Here is a 15,999-nt window from a genome sequence, read left to right as displayed (position 1 = left end):
AGCTCAGGGTCGTCTCAGCGGCCCCGATTAGACTCGATGACGGCGGGCCGTCTGCGGGCGGCCCTTTCTACCGCACACCGCCTCACCCGAGGGAGACACCGCGTGGGCCTCATCGTCCAGAAGTACGGGGGCAGCTCCGTTGCCGACGCCGAGAGCATCAAGCGTGTCGCCAAACGCATCATGGAGACGCGCCGGGCCGGGCATGAGGTGTGTGTGGTGGTGTCCGCGATGGGGGACACCACCGACGAACTGATCGACCTGGCCAGGCAGGTCTCGCCGATCCTGGAGGGCCGCGAGTACGACATGCTGCTCACCGCCGGCGAGCGCATCTCGATGTCGCTGGTCGCGATGGCCATCAACTCCATGGGCGGGGACGCCCGCAGCTTCACCGGCTCGCAGGCCGGCGTGATCACCGACCAGTCGTTCAACAAGGCCCGGATCACCTCGGTGACCCCGGGCCGGCTGCGGGCCGCGCTGGACGAGGGCGCGATCACCATCGTGGCCGGCTTCCAGGGCGTCTCGGAGACCACCAAGGACATCACCACGCTGGGCCGCGGCGGTTCGGACACCACCGCGGTGGCGCTGGCCGCCGCGCTGGGCGCCGACGTGTGCGAGATCTACACCGACGTGGACGGGGTGTTCTCCGCCGATCCGCGCCTGGTGCCCAAAGCCCGCAAGCTGAACCGGGTCGCCTACGAGGAGATGCTGGAGCTCGCCGCGTCCGGCGCGAAGATCCTGCACCTGCGCAGCGTGGAGTACGCGCGCCGGTTCCACGTCCCGATCCACGTCCGGTCCTCGTTCTCGCAGCACGAGGGCACCTGGGTCCGGGCAAAAGAAGAGAAAGTAGAAGGAGAGACCGTGGAGCAAGCCATCATCGCCGGCGTCGCACACGACACCAGCGAGGCGAAAGTCACGGTGGTCGGGGTGCCCGACAAGCCGGGTGTGGCCGCCCAGATCTTCCGCACCATCGCCGACGCCGAGCTGAACATCGACATGGTGGTGCAGAACATCTCGGCCGCGGCGACCGGCCGTACCGACATCTCCTTCACTCTGCCGGTGGGCGACGGCCGCAGGGCCATCACCGCGCTGCAGAAGGTCCAGCCCATGATCGCCTTCGAGGCGCTGCTGTTCGACGACCAGATCGCCAAGGTGTCGCTGGTCGGCGCGGGCATGAAGTCGCACCCCGGGGTGACCGCGGTGTTCTTCGAGGCCCTGTCCAATGTCGGCGTGAACGCCGAGATGATCTCGACCTCGGAGATCCGTATCTCCGTGGTCTGCCGCGCCGACGTCGTCAAGGACGCCGTCGCCGCGCTGCACACCGCCTTCGGCCTGGATGCCGAGGGTGGAGAAGCCGTGGTTTACGGAGGCACCGGCCGATGACTGTAAAGAAGCCCACCCTGGCGGTCGTGGGAGCGACCGGAGCGGTCGGCACCGTGATGCTCGATCTGCTGTCCACCCGCGAAGACGTCTGGGGCGAGATCCGTTTGATCGCCTCGCCGCGCAGCGCCGGCCGCAAGCTCGCCTGTCGAGGCGAGCAGTTGGAGGTCGTGGCGCTGTCCGAGGAGGCCTTCGAGGGCATCGACGTGGCGATGTTCGACGTGCCCGACGAGGTGTCGGCGCAGTGGGCGCCGATCGCGGCCGCCAAGGGCGCGGTCGCCGTGGACAACTCCGGCGCGTTCCGGATGGATCCGGACGTGCCGCTGGTGGTGCCGGAGGTGAACGCCTCGGCGGCGCGCAACCGGCCCAAGGGCATCATCGCCAACCCGAACTGCACGACCCTGTCGATGATCGTGGTCCTCGGCGCCCTGCACCAGCGCTACGGCCTGGCCTCGGTGGTGGCCGCCTCCTACCAGGCGGCCTCCGGCGCCGGCCAGCCCGGCATCGACACGCTGCGCTCGCAGATGGAGAAGGTGGCCGGCACCAACCTCGGCACGCACCCCGGCGACCTGCGCGGTGTGGTCGGCGACCTCGGTCCGTTCCCGGCCCCGCTGGCGCTGAACGTGGTGCCGTGGGCCGGTTCGCTCAAGGAGGACGGCTGGTCCTCCGAGGAGCTGAAGATCCGCAACGAGTCGCGCAAGATCCTGGGCCTGCCGGGCCTGCGGGTATCGGCGACCTGTGTGCGGGTCCCGGTGATCACCACGCACTCGGTCTCCGTGCACGCCAGCTTCGAGGACGAGGTCACGGTGGCCGGGGCGCACGAGATACTGCGGGCCGCGCCCGGCGTCGTGGTGCTGGACGACCCGGCGGCCGGGGAGTTCCCGACTCCGGCGGACGTGGTCGGCACCGACCCGACGTGGGTGGGCCGGATCCGGCGCACGCTGGACGACCCGAAGTCGCTGGAGCTGTTCGTCTGCGGCGACAATCTGCGCAAGGGGGCGGCGCTGAACACCGCGCAGATCGCCGAGGTCGTGGCGGCCGAGCTGACCGGGAAGATCTGAGCTCAACGATCCGCCCCCGCTGTATCAGGGTTGGAAGACGGTCCGAGTCCAGGTCAGGTCGCCAATTCACTGAACCCCGTCGATAGCCGGTGGCGTATCGGGTAGGAATAGAGGCATGTGCCTGTTGGAACACCCGCGTAGGCGGTACAACTCTACGGGGGTGTTCCGTGTCTAACCTTTGTGACCGCTGGAGTGTTGACGTCGCCGTTGCGTACGGGTGGGGCAGTGGTGTCGTCTGACCGAGAAGCCGGCGACGTCACTGTCGACCTGCTCACGGAGACGTACCGAGACCACTATGGCTCGCTGCTGAAGCTGGCCGCGCTCCTGCTGGACGACCTCGCCTCGTGCGAGGACGTCGTGCAGGAGGCGTTTATCCGTGTGCACAGCGCGCGCTCGCGCGTGCGGGACCCCGACAAGGTGCTGGCCTACCTGCGCCAGACCGTGGTGAACCTCTCGCGCTCGACGCTGCGCCGCCGGCTGATCGGCATGCGGCTGGCCCCCAAGCCGATGCCGGACATGGCCAGCGCCGAGGAGGGCGCGTACGAACTGCTGGAGAAGGACGCCCTGATCCACGCCCTGCGGGGCATACAGCGGCGCCAGCGCGAGGTGCTGGTGCTGCGCTATTTCTCCGACATGACCGAGGCGCAGGTCGCGGACCTGCTCGGGATCTCGATCGGGTCGGTCAAGGCATACGGGTCTCGTGGGATCGAGGCCCTTCGGGTACGGATGGAGGCGTTCCGGTGAGCGCGCCACATGAGGATGACGACGGCCTCGAAGAGGTCGGCGCGGCGCTGCGGGAGCGTTTCCACCAAGCGGTCTCCGGTCTGGAGGCGGCGCCCGGGACGCTGGACTATCTGCGGCGCGCGGTCCCGGCCCGGCGGCGCCGGCGCCACGCCGCGCTGGCGGCGACGGCCCTGTCGGTGTTCGCCGTGAGCACCGGCGCGACGCTGGCCGCCCGCGGCTCCTTCGACCCCCAGCGCTCGCAGGCCAGCGGTACCAACGTCGGCAATCTGATGACCACGGCCACGAACGACGCGCCGGGCGGCGGATCCGGGCATGGTCCGCCGACGCCCGGCGGGCAGGACATGAGCGACGGCGATCCGGTGCCCTCCCAGACCTCGGCGGCGCTGCCCCCGACGCCCGGGAGCTCGAAGCCGCCGGCCTCCGCGACTTCCCTGTCGGTCACCCCGGCTGGGACCCCGTCGGCCGGGGTGTGTCAGAACTCTTCGATGTCGTCGGTGGTCGCCACCCAGAACGGGACGACCGGCGGCGTCACCTACGAGACCTTCGTGACGACCGTGAAAACGGCCTGCACCTTGGCCGGGATGCCGGCTTTGACCGTGCTGGGCGCCGACGGCACGACCGCGAAGGTGCCCATCTACAAGGCCGATCCCGCCGCCGCGCCGCTGCTTCCGACCGAGCCGTCGGGCCAGACGCTGACGTTGCGGCCGGGCGACCGGTACGAGTTCCAGCTCGCCTGGGTTCCGCTGGCGTGCCCGACGAATCCGACGCCGACGTCGCCGCCGAGTTCCCCCGCGTCCACCAGCCAGAGCCCCACGGCCACCTCGACCTCGTCCGGTCCGTCGCCGTCCGGTCCGACTTCGTCTTCCTCGGGCCAGCCGTCGCCGTCCGGGACGCCGTCGTCCTCCGCGACCGCGCCGACGATCTACTCGGTGGGGTATTCGGTGTACGGGCCGCAGCCGGCACAGAGCGCGAATTTCATGGCCAGCTGCGGGGCGTCCGTCTATGTGACGGACTACTTCCAGGCGCCGGGACAGCGGCACGCCAGCCAGCCGGCCACGTCCGCGACGACCGCGCACTGAGGCGCACACACTGAGCGGCCTTTCTAGTGCCGTGTCGGGCAACGTTTGCCTGGGAGTTCGCGCTTTGCCCGGGAGTCGGTGACGTGGTTCGCGATGTGGTTCGCGACGTGCCGGTCGGCGGACGGGATCCGTTGGCGGGTGGAGTTTGCTGGGGGCTTGAGTTTGTGGGCCGGGTTGCGGTTGGCGTTTGGGTTGAAAGACGATTTTTACGGCCTTCGGTCATGGTTGTGCCGGTTCGGGGTTCGGGTCGGCGGGTGTGTTTGTCGGCTGCCGGTTTCCGCGTTCACAACCCCGCCCCACCTCAGGCCTCTTCAACTCCAGCAAGTCAGTGCAAGGACAAAGGGCCAGATCAAGAGCAAGATCAACGACACAAGCAAGATCAACAGCAAGATCAAGGTCAAACCCATGGTGAAGGGCCGGGCCTCCGGCGGGCCTCGGCAACCTCAGGGAAACTAGCGCGGTTCCCTAGGGTGGCTGATCTAGTCTCAGCGGCGGCGGTCCCTGAGGTGGTGCGGTCCGTTCCCCTCGGTCGCGTCGTCAGCCCGGGGGGTACAGCACCGGTGTCCGGGGGTAAAGTCCGCGCGCTTGCGGTCATGCGTGTGAGCTGCGGTTTTGGTAGCGCGAACTTGACCCCCGGCCACCGGCACTGTAGGCGAAGCCCTGCCGACGCGACCGAGGGGAACGAACCGAAAACCAGCCGGAGAAATACAAAACAGGAGGTGCGGGTACCGGCAGCTCAGCGAGTTCAGCTCCCGATCAGGGTACTGGCAGCGCGGCAGTCCCGAAGGTGCGCATCCTGGGCTGGCGGGCGCGGGTACGGGCTCGCCAGGCACGCCGGTCTCCGCCTGGCTGCCAAGATCGCCGCCGCCGGATGACAGATAGACCTGCCCACCAAAGCATGCCGCCTGCCGCACCCGGGCATATTTCTCGACCAACTAACCACCGGCCCGCCACCAAGGCCTCACCGGCAGCCGTATCGCTAACCTGCGTCTTCGTTCCTTGCGATTGCTATTCTTCCGGCTGGTTTTCGGTTCGTTCCCCTCGGTCGCGTCGGCAGGGCTTCGCCTACAGTGCCGGTGGCCGGGGGTCAAGTTCGCGCTGAACAAAACCGCAGCTCACACACCCAACCGCCGCGCGCGGACTTTACCCCCGGACACCGGTGCTGTACCCCCCGGGCTGACGACGCGACCGTGGGGAACGGACCGCACCACCTCAGGGACCGCAGCCGCTGAGACTCACCCAGGCACCCTAGGGAACCGCGCTAGTTTCCCTGAGGTTGCCGAGGCCCGCCGGAGGCCCGGCTCTTCATCACAGTTTTTGATCTTGATCTTGCTTGTGGCTCTTGATCTTGCTCTTGATCTTGCCCGTGCTGTTGATCTTGCTTGTGCCCCTTGCTCTGACTTGCTGGAGTTGAAGAGGCCTGAGGTGCGGCGGGGTTGTGAACGCGAAAACCGGCAGCCGACAAACACACCCGCCGCCACGAACCCCGAACCGGCACAACTATGACCGAAGGCCGTAAAAAGCTTTGAAACCCACGCCCCAACCGCGACCCGGCTCACAAACTCCAGCCCCAACAAACTCCCCCCGCCAACGGATCCCACCCGCCGACCGGCATGTCGCAAACCACGTCGCAAACCACGTCGCGAAGACTCCCGGAAACGTCGCCTGATACAGCACTAGGCTGCCCTGCGCGTTCCCCGAGCCGTCGGGCGACGCCGGACCAAGCCGGAGATGGTGCTGGCCGGAGATGGTGCTGGCCGGCAAGGCCTACTCCTCGCGCTATCCGCTCTCAACTGCGGCGGCGACACGTCACCGTCGTTATCCCGATCCCCGCCGACCATGCCGGCCACCGCCGACGCCGATAGCTCCGAGGCGTCCGGGGCGGATCGGCGAGAGCGCGGCCGTGGGGCCCGTGGGTGCGGCGTGGGCCCGGCGGCCGTCAATGGGTTTGCCGGTGTGGGCTGGTGGACTACTTGAGCCGCAGGATGCGCTCGGCGTTCTCGTGCGCGACCTTGGCCTTGTCCGCCGGGGCGAGGGGTGCTGTGCGCATGAACTCGACTGCCGCCTCGGTGCGCTCGAACGGGTAGTCGATGGAGAACATCACGTTGTCGATGCCGATTGCGTGGATTGCGGCGACCAGTGCTTCGTGCGAGAACACGCCGCTGGTGGTGATCGCGATGTTCGCGCCGAAGTATTCCGAGGGCGGCTTCTTGAGTTGCAGCTGCTTGGCGGGGTCGAGATCGGCGTAGCGGACGTCGAAGCGGTAGAGGTGGGAGGGCAGGAATTCGCCCATGTGGCCCAGGATGATCTTCGCGCCCGGGAAGCGGTCGAAGACGCCGCCGAAGATCAGTCGCATCGCGTGCCCTCCGGTCCTGGCGGCCCAGCTCCAGGTGGCCTGGTCGAGCCCGGGGTAGCCGCGCAGCAGGCTCCAGTCGTCGGCGGGGACGGGGTTGGGGTGGATGTAGAGCGCGACGCCGAGGTCCTGCAAGGTTTCCCAGAACGGGGCGTATTGCGGCTCGTCGAGGTAGTGGCCGAGGGTGTGGTCGTTGACCAGGGCCCCGCACAGGCCGAGTTCCTCGATGGCTCGGCGCAGCTCGGCCGCGGCCCGCTTCGGGTCCTGGAGGGGGACCGCGGCCAGGCCCTGGAAGCGGCCGGGGTGCTCGCTGATGACGGTGGCCAGGAAGTCGTTGGCCGCTCGAGCGTCGGCCACCGCGACGTCCGCGTCCGGCTGCGCCTGGATGCCGGGAGCGGTCAGTGACAGCACCTGCATGTCGACGCCGTTGGTGTCCATCTCCGGGAGCCGGAACTCGGTGAAGTCGGGCAGCAGCCGGCGTACTTTCGCGAGTACTTCGGGCTTCAGGGGGATGTGGGCGAGTGGAGAGCCGTCGGTCTGCAGTTTGTCGCACCAGAAGGCTTCCTCAAGGGCGATCAGCTTCATCGGAGTGCCTTTCATTCCGGCCGGGGCGCGGGTCGGTGAGTCCGTCGGCCGACGGGCGGGGGATCCCGCACCAACCATTAAGTAACTTAATGGTTATGAGTGCTACGGTAGCACGGTGTCCAGCGAAGACAAGTCGACCCGGGAACCGCTCGCCAAGCTGTTGTGGCGAGCGCACAACTGGTTCCGCCTGGCCGTGACGGCAGGACTCGAAGACGGCACCGGCGGGGTGAGCCCGGCACACGCGACGCTGCTGAGCCAGCTCGATCCGGACGGCATGCCCATGTCCGACCTTGCCCGGCTGATGGGTGTGAGCCCCCCGGCAGCCCACCAGATGGTCCACCACCTCGCCACGCTCGGGCTGCTCGAGGTCGTACCGAACCCGGTCTCGAAACGATCGAAACTCGTCGTGCTCACACCGGCCGGTCTCGCCCGCCGCCGGCAGGCGCTGGACCTGCTCGACGAACTGGAAGCCGAACTGGCGCACCGGATCGGGAAGCGGCGCGTCACGGCGCTGCGTGACGCACTCGAACAAGGCTGGGCAGAGACCGCCTGAGCGTGCCGTGAACTCCTGCGAGCCGGGATGACACTCGCCGGTGTGGAGTACTACGGCTACGCCGTCTAACACACGTCGATCAGCACCTTGCCGACGGCACCGTCCTCGACGGCGGCGTGAGCCTGCGACGTCTGCTCGAGCAGGTAGTGATGGACGGGCAGACCGTGCTCCTCGCCGACGCCGAAGGCGCCGTCGGCCAGCGCTGCGGTGATGTCCCCGGCTGCCGCGCGCAGTGCCGACCGTCCGACGGTGTAGAGCAGCACCCACTGCAAGCGTGCGTTGGCGGACAACGCCTGACCCACGCTGACGGGGACCTCGCTGCCGCCTTCGCCGGCGTAGATGGCGATCGTCGCGCGGGGCCGGATCACCTGGAGGTCGAGGCGCAAGTTCTGCGCGGGGGCCACCTCGACGACGATGTCGACGCCAGCGGGGGCCAGGTCGCGGATGGCCGTGACCGGGTTGCCCTCGCGGTAGCGGACGGTGTGCTGGGCGCCGGCCGCCTTCGCGAGCCTGGCCTTCTCCTCGCTGCTCACTGTGCTGATCACGGTGGCGCCGGCCCACCTCGCGAGCTGGATCGCCGCGTTGCCGACCGCGCCGGCTCCGCCCGCGACGAGCACGGTCCGGCCGGTCAGCGCACCCGGGGCGAGCCGATCGGGGCCGTCCTCGGACGTGGTCAGCGCACGGTGCGCGGTGACGGCGGGGACGCCCAGCGCGGCACCCACGTCGAACGACGAGGTGTCCGGAAGCGTGGTGACGTTGTCGACGGGCAGCACCACCAGCTCTTGCGCCGTACCGCCTGGACGGGTGTGCTGCGCGAGCATCGTCCAGACCCGATCGCCGGCCGCGACGCCGGTGACGCCGGAGCCCACGGCGTCGACCACGCCGGCACCGTCCTGGCCGGGCACGATCTCGGGAAAGGCCATCTCGCCGAAACCGCCGGAGCGGGACTTCCAGTCGGTGGGGTTGACCCCGGCGCGGACGATCCGCACCCGGACCTCGCCCGGCCCGGGGTCCGCGGCCGTCCGCTCGACCAGGTCGAGCACGGAGGAGTCGCCGCTCCGGGTGTAGACGACGGCGCGCATCAGCTGTTGCTCGGTTCCGGGCACTCGGCGCGGCCCGCGGGGCGGCCCTTGGCGCAGTGCCGCGAGTTGAGTGGTGTTGCCATCGGCTTCGCCTCAATACCGTTCAGTGAGTGGATTCGGCTGGTGATGTGCGGGGCGTGTCCGGGCCGGGGCTAAGAACCCTGACGGCGATCACGCCGGGCGGCTCGGCGTGCCGAAGGCGGCCCCGATGAGGGCGCCGCCGTCCACCGGCGTCACCGATCCCGTGACGAATCGTGAGTTCGGCGACACGAGCGTCGCGACCATGTTCGCGAACTCGCGCGGCTCCCCGATGCGTCCCAGCGGCACCGTGTTCCCCAGTCGGTCCTTGGAGAGCTCCGGCTGTCTGTCGATCATCTTGTCGACGAGCTGGGTGTCGAACAGCCCGGCCATCAGGGTGTTGACGTTGATGTTGTGCTTTGCCACCTCGAGGGCCAGCGTCTGGGCATAGCCGATCACCGCCGACCACACCGTCACCGGGGCTGCCATGTTGACGGCCGGTCGTTGGACGACCGCGGAGACGACGTTGAGGATGCTGCCGCCTTCGGCGGTCATGTAGGGCAGCGTGGCTCGCACGGACCGCACCACGTAGTAGAAGTGCCGCTCGAATGCCGTCACCCAGACGTCGTCGGTCAGCTCCGAGATGGGGCGGATGGGCGGCCCGCCGTCGTTGGTGACCAGGACGTGTACGGACTCTCCGAACCGTGCGACCGTCGAAGCCGTGACCCTGTCGATGTCGTCCGCGTCCGAGCAGTCGGCGGCCAGCCCCAGGATCTTGTGCTCTCCGTGCCTGCGAGAAAGCTCCTCAGCGGCCGCGGCGGCCTTCTCCGCACGTCGTCCGAAGATCGTCACGAAGGCACCCTCGGTGAGCAGTCGATCGGCGATCGCGAAGCCCAACCCGTCGCTTCCGCCGCCGACGATGGCTACCTTGCCTGCCAGTCCGAGGTCCATCAGCCGACCCCGATCGAGGTCAGGAACGATTCGGCGTTTCCGTGGAAGACGTCGTCGAGGACGTCCGGCGCCAAGCCCTGCTCCCGCCATTCTCGGACCAACTTCCCATGGCTGAGCATCGGGTAGTCGGCGGCGAAGAACACCTTCTTGCGGAGCCGTTTGCCGATCTCGCGCTTGAGCTCCTCGGGGTAGTAGCGCGGCGACCAACCATGCAGCTCCATCCAGACGTTGGCCTTGTGCAGCGCGATCGCGATCATCTCCGACTGCCACGGCCACGCCACCCGCGCCGCGATCACGTTCAGGTCCGGATAGCGCGCCGCGATGCGGTCGACGTAGCGCGGGTGACAGCTCTCAAGCTCCAGGCCCATGCCGCCACGCGTCCCGGCGCCGTTCGCCGACATGCCCACGAGCATCAGCACGGGACGGTCGGCCTCGACGCACAGGTTCAGGCATTCCTCCCAGGCCGGCTGGTCCGGCGTCCCGGCGGCGGAGAACGGGTGAAGCGCCATCCCGACTAGCCCCGGGCCGTCGCTGAGACAACGCTCCAGCTCCCCGACATGGCCGGGCCGTGTCGGATCGATCCCGATCCAGTTGCCGAGCACCACGTCGGGGTACTCGCGCGTGTAGTCGAACGCGTAGTCGTGCTGGTCCCGCATCGCACCGACGTCCATCTTGTAGGTGTACGCGAGGTCGAGCATCACTTTGGCGTTGGCCTGGCGGAACTGGGCCGCTTGCTCTTCCTCGCTGACGAAGGTCATGTCCCACTTGAAGTAGTCACGGACCGCCGCACGGGCCTCAGTGGTCTGGAAAGGGCTGCCCTTCCAGCCTTGCTCGGTGCCCCAGTGGGAGTGGAAGTCGATGACAGGGGGCGGTGTGGTCATCGTGCTGTTCCTTCGGAGGTGGCCGCTGCCTTGCGTCGTGCCTCGACCTCGTCGGCGAGGTCGCGTTTGAGCACCTTGCCGGTGGGGCCGAGGGGGAAGGCGTCGAACAGCTCCAGGTGTTGGGGGAGCTTGTACTTGGCCACCTCGTCCTTCATGAAGGCGATGAGGTCCTCCAGAGTGGGCTCCGCGCCGGGGCGGGGGATGACGCAGGCGCAGGTGTTCTCACCGAAGTAGTCGTCGTGGATGCCGATCACGGCGACATCGGCGACGTCGGGGTGCCTGACCAGGATCTCCTCGAGCTCTCGGGGCCAGATGTTCGCGCCGCCATGGATGACCATGTCCTTGGAACGGCCCGAGATGGTGAGCCTGCCGTCGGCGTCGAGGTATCCGCGGTCACCGGACCGGAACCACCCATCGGGGGTCCAGCTCTCCCTGTTCTTGTCCGGGTTGCGGTAGTAGCCCACGCAGATGGTCGGGCCGGTCTTCACGATGTCGCCCTCGACGCCGGTGGGAACATCCCCATCGTCGGGATCGAGGACCCGTACTCGCAGGAACGAATACGGTCGGCCGACCGTGCCGACCCATTCTTCGTAGGGCTCGTCAGGATCGGTACACGAAGTGACGCCGGTCTCGAGCATGCCGTACAGATCGATGACCGGGCAGCCCAACCGTTCGTTGGCCTCCCTCAGCACCTCCACGGGAGTGGACGACCCGCCAGTCTGGACGAAGCGCAGCGACGACAGATCCCTGCCGCGGAGGCTCTCGTCCCTCAAGACCGCCAGGAGAGCCGTCGGCGCGGCGAGGAACGACGTCACCCGGTGACGTTCCACCAGGTCCAGCAACGCGGACGATGAGAACTTCTCCATCAACACGCCCCGAGCCCCGGCGCTCGCCACCTGAACGACGGTGCTGAAGCCGGCATTCAGGCCTACGGGCAGGAGCACGAGGATGGTGGCATCGCCGTTGACGCCCCGCTCCTGGTTTTCGTGGCGAGTCATGGAGAGCGTGGTGTTGGCGGTGTGCATCACGGCCTTGGGCTCACCGGTCGTTCCCGAGGTGAACGCGATCCGCGTGACGTCGTCAGCGTCGGCAGGCCGATCCGGCGCCGGGTCGGCGGGGTCCAGGTCACGGCGAAGCTGGTCCAGGCTGACCCAGGTGTCCTCGTCCAGCGCGGTCGAGGACTCGCCGGTGGCCACCGCGACCATGTTGACCAACCGCGGAAGCCGGTCGCGCATCCCATCGATCATCCCGGTGTGGTCGAAGCCCCGGAACCGGTCCGGCACCACGATGGTGTGTGCTTCGGAGAACCGGAGGATGAACTCGATCTCGCGCGCCCGGTAGTCCGGCGGGAACTGGCAGAACACCGCACCCAGGCGAACGGCGGCAGCCAGCACGAGCACGAACTCGATCCGGTTCGGCAGCTGCACCGCCAGCACATCCCCACGCCCGACGCCCCGCCGGGCCAGACCCGATGCCACCTCGCCACTGATCTGCCACACCTCACCCCAGGTCACCTGCGAGTGATCGTCGACATAGGCGACCTTGTCCGGGAACTGATCAGCGTTGCGCCTGAAGGCATCGGCCAGAGTCTCCTGCGACCAGTAGCCCGCCGCGGTGTACTCCTCGATCCGCTCCGGCGTAAGGCGTGCGTCCCTCCGAGTGATGGCCATGAGGTCCCCTTCGATGGATACCTGTCCATCAACGATTCCCGGCGGGCCCGCGAGGACATTTACTGACGCGTTTGTCATTAAGTGACGTCGTCACTATGCGCCGACCGCCGTGGGAGTGTCAAGACCGTGAGGCGAGCGCGGTCGACGGGCTGCTCAGGGCTCGACAAGCGTCAGTCGCTGTCGCTGTCGCTGTCGCTGTTGCCGTTGCCGTTGCTGTCGTCGTCGGACTCGGTGCCGGCGTCGAGGGCATCGAGGACCGCCTCGCCGTTCGTCTTCGCCCACTGGGTCAGCACGTGAATCGGTTCGAGCAGCGTTGACCCGAGCGGAGTGAGCTCGTACTCGACGCGGGGCGGCGCCTCGGCGTAGACGTGGCGATGAACGAGCCCGTGCGCTTCAAGGCGCCGGAGCGTCTGGGTGAGCATCTTGCGCGAGACATCGCCGATCAGCTCGACCAGCTCACCATGGCGGACCGGGCCCTCGCTGAGGCCGTAGAGCACCACCGCGGACCACTTGTCCGCGAGCAGCTCGACCGTCAGACGCGCCGGGCAGTCGGCGAGGAAGCCGCCGCCGGGATCAAAACGGCTCATGGTTCCTCGGGTACCTGCGGGTAACTGTCGCGAAAATAGGCTGGCTGCTCTCACTTCCCGGACGAGGAGAGTCATGCGAGTCATCACCCAGCGGGAGTTCGGCGGTCCCGAGGTGCTCACCATCGTGGACGCGCCCGAGCCCCAGCCCATCCCGACCGAGGTCCTCGTCCGCGTCAAGGCGATCGGCCTGAACCCGTTGGACACGCGCATGCGCGCCGGCGAGTTCCCCGTGCGACTGCCGTTCACCCTCGGCTGGGACATCAGCGGCGTCGTGGAGAAGGCGCCCCACACCTGGCGGCTCAAGCCCGGCGACGAAGTGTTCGGGATGCCGCTGTTCCCGCGGATGGCGAGCGGGTATGCCGAGCTCGTGTCGGCGCCGGCGTTGCATCTGGCCCGCAGGCCGGCCTCGCTCTCGCACGTCGAGGCCGCGGCGTTGCCCTCCGTTGGGCTGACGGCATGGCAGGGCCTCGTAGACCTCGCCGACGTGACCGAGGGCGACCGCGTCCTGGTCCACGGCGGTGGCGGCGGGGTCGGCCACGTCGCGATCCAGATCGCGAAGGCACTCGGCGCGCACGTGATCACGACCGCCGGCGGGAGCAAGCGGGAGTTCGTCGAGGAGCTCGGCGCCGACGAGGTGATCGACTACACGGCCGTCGACTTCGCCGAGGCGGCTCGCGACATCGACGTCGTGCTCGACACGATTGGCGGGCACACCGTCGAGCGGTCGATCGCGGTGCTCCGCCCGGGCGGTCATCTGCTGACGGCGGTAGCCGATGACGATCCGGAGCTCGCCGCCCGTTGCGAGGCGGCCGGCATGCGCTTCAGCGGCATCGTGGTCGATCCCGATCCCGTCGGTTTGCGCGGTCTTGTCGAGCTTGTCGAGCAGGGCAAGCTCCGAGTCCACGTGCAGGAGACGTTTCCCTTCGAGCGCGTTGTCGAGGCGCATCGAGCGCTGGAGAGGGGCCACCTCCAGGGCAAGCTCGTCCTCACCGTCTGACTCCTGCATGGGCGGCTACTCCCTTCCCATCGGCTGCCGCGGCACCGCCTAACCCGATCCCGAGCACTTACTGACACATGCATCAGTAAGTGCTGAGTGTAACTCTTCCCGCATTCGGCATCGGCATCGGCATCGGCATCGGCATCGAGGGCCGCGCCAGGCGGGCGTCGGGGCAGGTGAGCGCACCTCGCAGGCCGCGGGGCCGACGACAGTACGCTGGTCCCCGTGCCCACGCAGAAAGAGCGCAACGCCGAGACGCGCCGCCGATTGCTGTCGGCTGCCCGGGAGGTGTTCGCCGAGAAGGGCTACGCTCACGCCGGCGTCGCCGACGTCGTGAAACGCGCCGCCCGCGCGCACGGTTCGTTCTATCTGCATTTCGCCAACAAGGAGGCGGTGCTGCAGGCGCTGCTTGAGGACGCGATGGCTCGGATGTCGCTTGAGCTCAAGGCCTTGTGGCGGTGGGACGAAGAACCCGAGTCGGGCGTGCGCAAGACCGTCCGCAGGTTCATCGAAGTGTATGGAGATGATCGAGATCTTTGGCTGCTCCTCGATCAGTGCGGCAGCGTGGAATCGGCCTTCAAGAAGTTGAGCGACCAGTGGTTCCAGCAGCTCGCAACCAGCATCCTGCACGGCATTGCGTCCGCCGAGCCCTCCGCGCTGATGCCCGGTCTTGATCCCGAGGTCCTCGCGTGTGTCCTCGCCGGCATGCTCTCCGACGGCACCCGCGCCTTCTATCAGGAGAACCCCAGCTGGTCCGCCGATGAGTTCGCGGATGAGCTCTCCACGATCTGGTCTCTCACGCTCGGATACGACCGGGTGTCCGCATCGCCCGCGGGCCACGTGTAGGCACGACGCAACACCTCATCGACGCGCCCTCGGCATACTGACATTGGTATCATTAAGTGATTCCAAGTCGCACTGCCGCACTGCCTGAGAAGCCGTGGAAGAGGACTGACGATGTCTGTGACGACCCGCGAGTGGCACTTCATGCACCGACCTGTCGGGCTCCCCGCTCCCGAGACCTTCGAGCTGGTCGAGCGTGACCTGCCGGCGCTGCGGCCAGGTCAGTGCCTGGTGAAGAATCTCGTCCTCTCGGTCGACCCCTACATGCGACCGCGGATGGATGACGTGCCGTCCTACGTCCCCCCGTTCGAGCTCGGGGAGGCCCTGACCGGCGGCGCCGTCGGCGAGGTCATCGAGACCCGGAGCGATGACGTTCCGCTGGGATCCTGGCTCGTGCACCAAGCCGGCTGGCGAGAGCACGCAGTCGTTGACGCCAAGGCTGCGCGCATCGTCGACAAGGGCCGATATCCGAGTTCCTACTATCTCGGCGTCCTGGGAGGGCCCGGCTTCGCAGCCTTCGTCGGACTCTTCCACGTTGCGGGCTTCCGCCCCGGAGAATCCGTCTTCGTCTCCGGCGCGGCAGGTGCCGTCGGCAGCATGGTCGGGCAGTTCGCCTCGCTGGCCGGCGCCGAGCGAGTCGTCGGGAGTGCGGGGAGCGCCGAGAAGGTGCAGCACCTCGTAGACCAGCTGGGATACGACGCGGCGTTCAACTACAAGACCGGTCCCGTGCTGACGCAGTTGCAGGGCGCCTTTCCCCAGGGACTCGATGTGTACTTCGACAACGTGGGGGCGGATCACCTGGCCGCGGCGATCGAGGTGCTCAATGACTACGGGCGGGTGGCGATGTGCGGAACCATCTCGGCCTACAACGCGGTCGAGCATCGCGCGGTCCCCGTGGACGCGATCAAGGTCGTGGCCAAACGGCTCCGGCTGCAGGGGTTCATCGCGTTCGACCACGAGGACCTTCGGACGGACTTCGATGCTCAGGTAGGAGCCTGGCTGGACAGCGGCCGGCTGAAGAACCCAGAGACGATCACTCAAGGAATCGAGTCGGTTCCCGCGGCGTTCACCGGCATGCTGACCGGTGCGAACACCGGAAAGGCGATCATCCGCTTGGCGGAGGACCAGGCCTGAACCAACCGGGTCCGGCCAGGCCCGACGGACGCCTCCGCGGTCGCTGACCGCCTGGCCGTACTCAGCCGAGCTCTATAGTGAACG

General features: G+C 68.0%; 14 protein-coding genes. 8 read left to right on the top strand and 6 right to left on the bottom strand.

Features of this window, described 5'->3' with window-relative positions:
* Positions 1 to 102: 102 nt before the first annotated feature.
* From KGQ19_RS12190 to KGQ19_RS12175, 4 genes are all read left to right on the top strand, one after another.
* A complete protein-coding gene (locus tag KGQ19_RS12190) occupies positions 103 to 1,380 on the top strand; it encodes an aspartate kinase (protein ID WP_212009214.1) in 1,278 nt (425 codons plus the stop codon).
* A complete protein-coding gene (locus KGQ19_RS12185) occupies positions 1,377 to 2,438 on the top strand; it encodes an aspartate-semialdehyde dehydrogenase (protein WP_212009213.1) in 1,062 nt (353 codons plus the stop codon). Before KGQ19_RS12190 ends, KGQ19_RS12185 begins: the two co-directional genes overlap by 4 nt.
* 225 nt (positions 2,439 to 2,663) lie before the next feature.
* Entirely contained in the window at positions 2,664 to 3,182 is a 519-nt protein-coding gene (locus KGQ19_RS12180) for a SigE family RNA polymerase sigma factor (protein WP_194898096.1), read from the top strand.
* A complete protein-coding gene (locus tag KGQ19_RS12175) occupies positions 3,179 to 4,261 on the top strand; it encodes a hypothetical protein (RefSeq protein ID WP_212009212.1) in 1,083 nt (360 codons plus the stop codon). Before KGQ19_RS12180 ends, KGQ19_RS12175 begins: the two co-directional genes overlap by 4 nt.
* A gap of 1,969 nt (positions 4,262 to 6,230) precedes the next feature.
* Here KGQ19_RS12175 and KGQ19_RS12170 read toward each other — a convergent pair.
* Positions 6,231 to 7,199 carry an amidohydrolase family protein gene (locus KGQ19_RS12170; RefSeq protein ID WP_212009211.1) on the bottom strand — a complete coding sequence of 323 codons (969 nt, stop codon included), beginning with the start codon at positions 7,197 to 7,199 and terminating at the stop codon, positions 6,231 to 6,233.
* Positions 7,200 to 7,314: 115 nt separating this feature from the next.
* On the opposite strand from KGQ19_RS12170, the gene KGQ19_RS49505 reads away from it, so the two are divergent.
* Positions 7,315 to 7,752, top strand: a complete 438-nt coding sequence (locus KGQ19_RS49505; RefSeq protein ID WP_212009210.1) for a MarR family winged helix-turn-helix transcriptional regulator — start codon at positions 7,315 to 7,317, stop codon at positions 7,750 to 7,752.
* Positions 7,753 to 7,817: 65 nt separating this feature from the next.
* Here the strand turns inward: KGQ19_RS49505 and KGQ19_RS12160 are convergent, their stop codons facing one another.
* The 5 genes from KGQ19_RS12160 to KGQ19_RS12140 all read right to left on the bottom strand — a co-directional run bounded on the left by KGQ19_RS12160 (position 7,818) and on the right by KGQ19_RS12140 (position 12,941).
* On the bottom strand, positions 7,818 to 8,834 hold the full coding sequence (locus KGQ19_RS12160) for an NADPH:quinone reductase (RefSeq protein ID WP_212009209.1): 1,017 nt from the start codon (positions 8,832 to 8,834) through the stop codon (positions 7,818 to 7,820).
* Positions 8,835 to 9,005: 171 nt separating this feature from the next.
* Entirely contained in the window at positions 9,006 to 9,803 is a 798-nt protein-coding gene (locus tag KGQ19_RS12155; protein WP_212009208.1) for an SDR family oxidoreductase, read from the bottom strand.
* A complete protein-coding gene (locus KGQ19_RS12150) occupies positions 9,803 to 10,684 on the bottom strand; it encodes an amidohydrolase family protein (protein ID WP_212009207.1) in 882 nt (293 codons plus the stop codon). Before KGQ19_RS12150 ends, KGQ19_RS12155 begins: the two co-directional genes overlap by 1 nt.
* Positions 10,681 to 12,354 (bottom strand): class I adenylate-forming enzyme family protein, encoded by a 1,674-nt coding sequence (locus tag KGQ19_RS12145; protein WP_212009206.1) that lies wholly within the window; start codon positions 12,352 to 12,354, stop codon positions 10,681 to 10,683. Before KGQ19_RS12145 ends, KGQ19_RS12150 begins: the two co-directional genes overlap by 4 nt.
* Before the next feature lie 170 nt (positions 12,355 to 12,524).
* On the bottom strand, positions 12,525 to 12,941 hold the full coding sequence (locus tag KGQ19_RS12140; protein ID WP_212009205.1) for a winged helix-turn-helix transcriptional regulator: 417 nt from the start codon (positions 12,939 to 12,941) through the stop codon (positions 12,525 to 12,527).
* Positions 12,942 to 13,014: 73 nt separating this feature from the next.
* Between KGQ19_RS12140 and KGQ19_RS12135 the strand changes: the two genes are divergently transcribed.
* The 3 genes from KGQ19_RS12135 to KGQ19_RS12125 all read left to right on the top strand — a co-directional run bounded on the left by KGQ19_RS12135 (position 13,015) and on the right by KGQ19_RS12125 (position 15,915).
* Positions 13,015 to 13,938: an NADP-dependent oxidoreductase gene (locus KGQ19_RS12135; RefSeq protein ID WP_212009204.1), complete on the top strand. Its 924-nt coding sequence runs from the start codon at positions 13,015 to 13,017 to the stop codon at positions 13,936 to 13,938.
* A gap of 225 nt (positions 13,939 to 14,163) precedes the next feature.
* On the top strand, positions 14,164 to 14,784 hold the full coding sequence (locus KGQ19_RS12130) for a TetR/AcrR family transcriptional regulator (RefSeq protein WP_212009203.1): 621 nt from the start codon (positions 14,164 to 14,166) through the stop codon (positions 14,782 to 14,784).
* A gap of 111 nt (positions 14,785 to 14,895) precedes the next feature.
* Positions 14,896 to 15,915, top strand: coding sequence for an NADP-dependent oxidoreductase (locus tag KGQ19_RS12125; RefSeq protein WP_212009202.1), 1,020 nt, complete (start codon positions 14,896 to 14,898; stop codon positions 15,913 to 15,915).
* Positions 15,916 to 15,999: the final 84 nt, after the last annotated feature.

Source organism: Catenulispora pinistramenti, from assembly GCF_018274385.1.
Taxonomy (GTDB): Bacteria; Actinomycetota; Actinomycetes; order Streptomycetales; family Catenulisporaceae; genus Catenulispora; species Catenulispora pinistramenti.
Note: the sequence above shows the minus strand (reverse complement) of the source record. Positions and strands in the feature narration are given on the sequence as shown.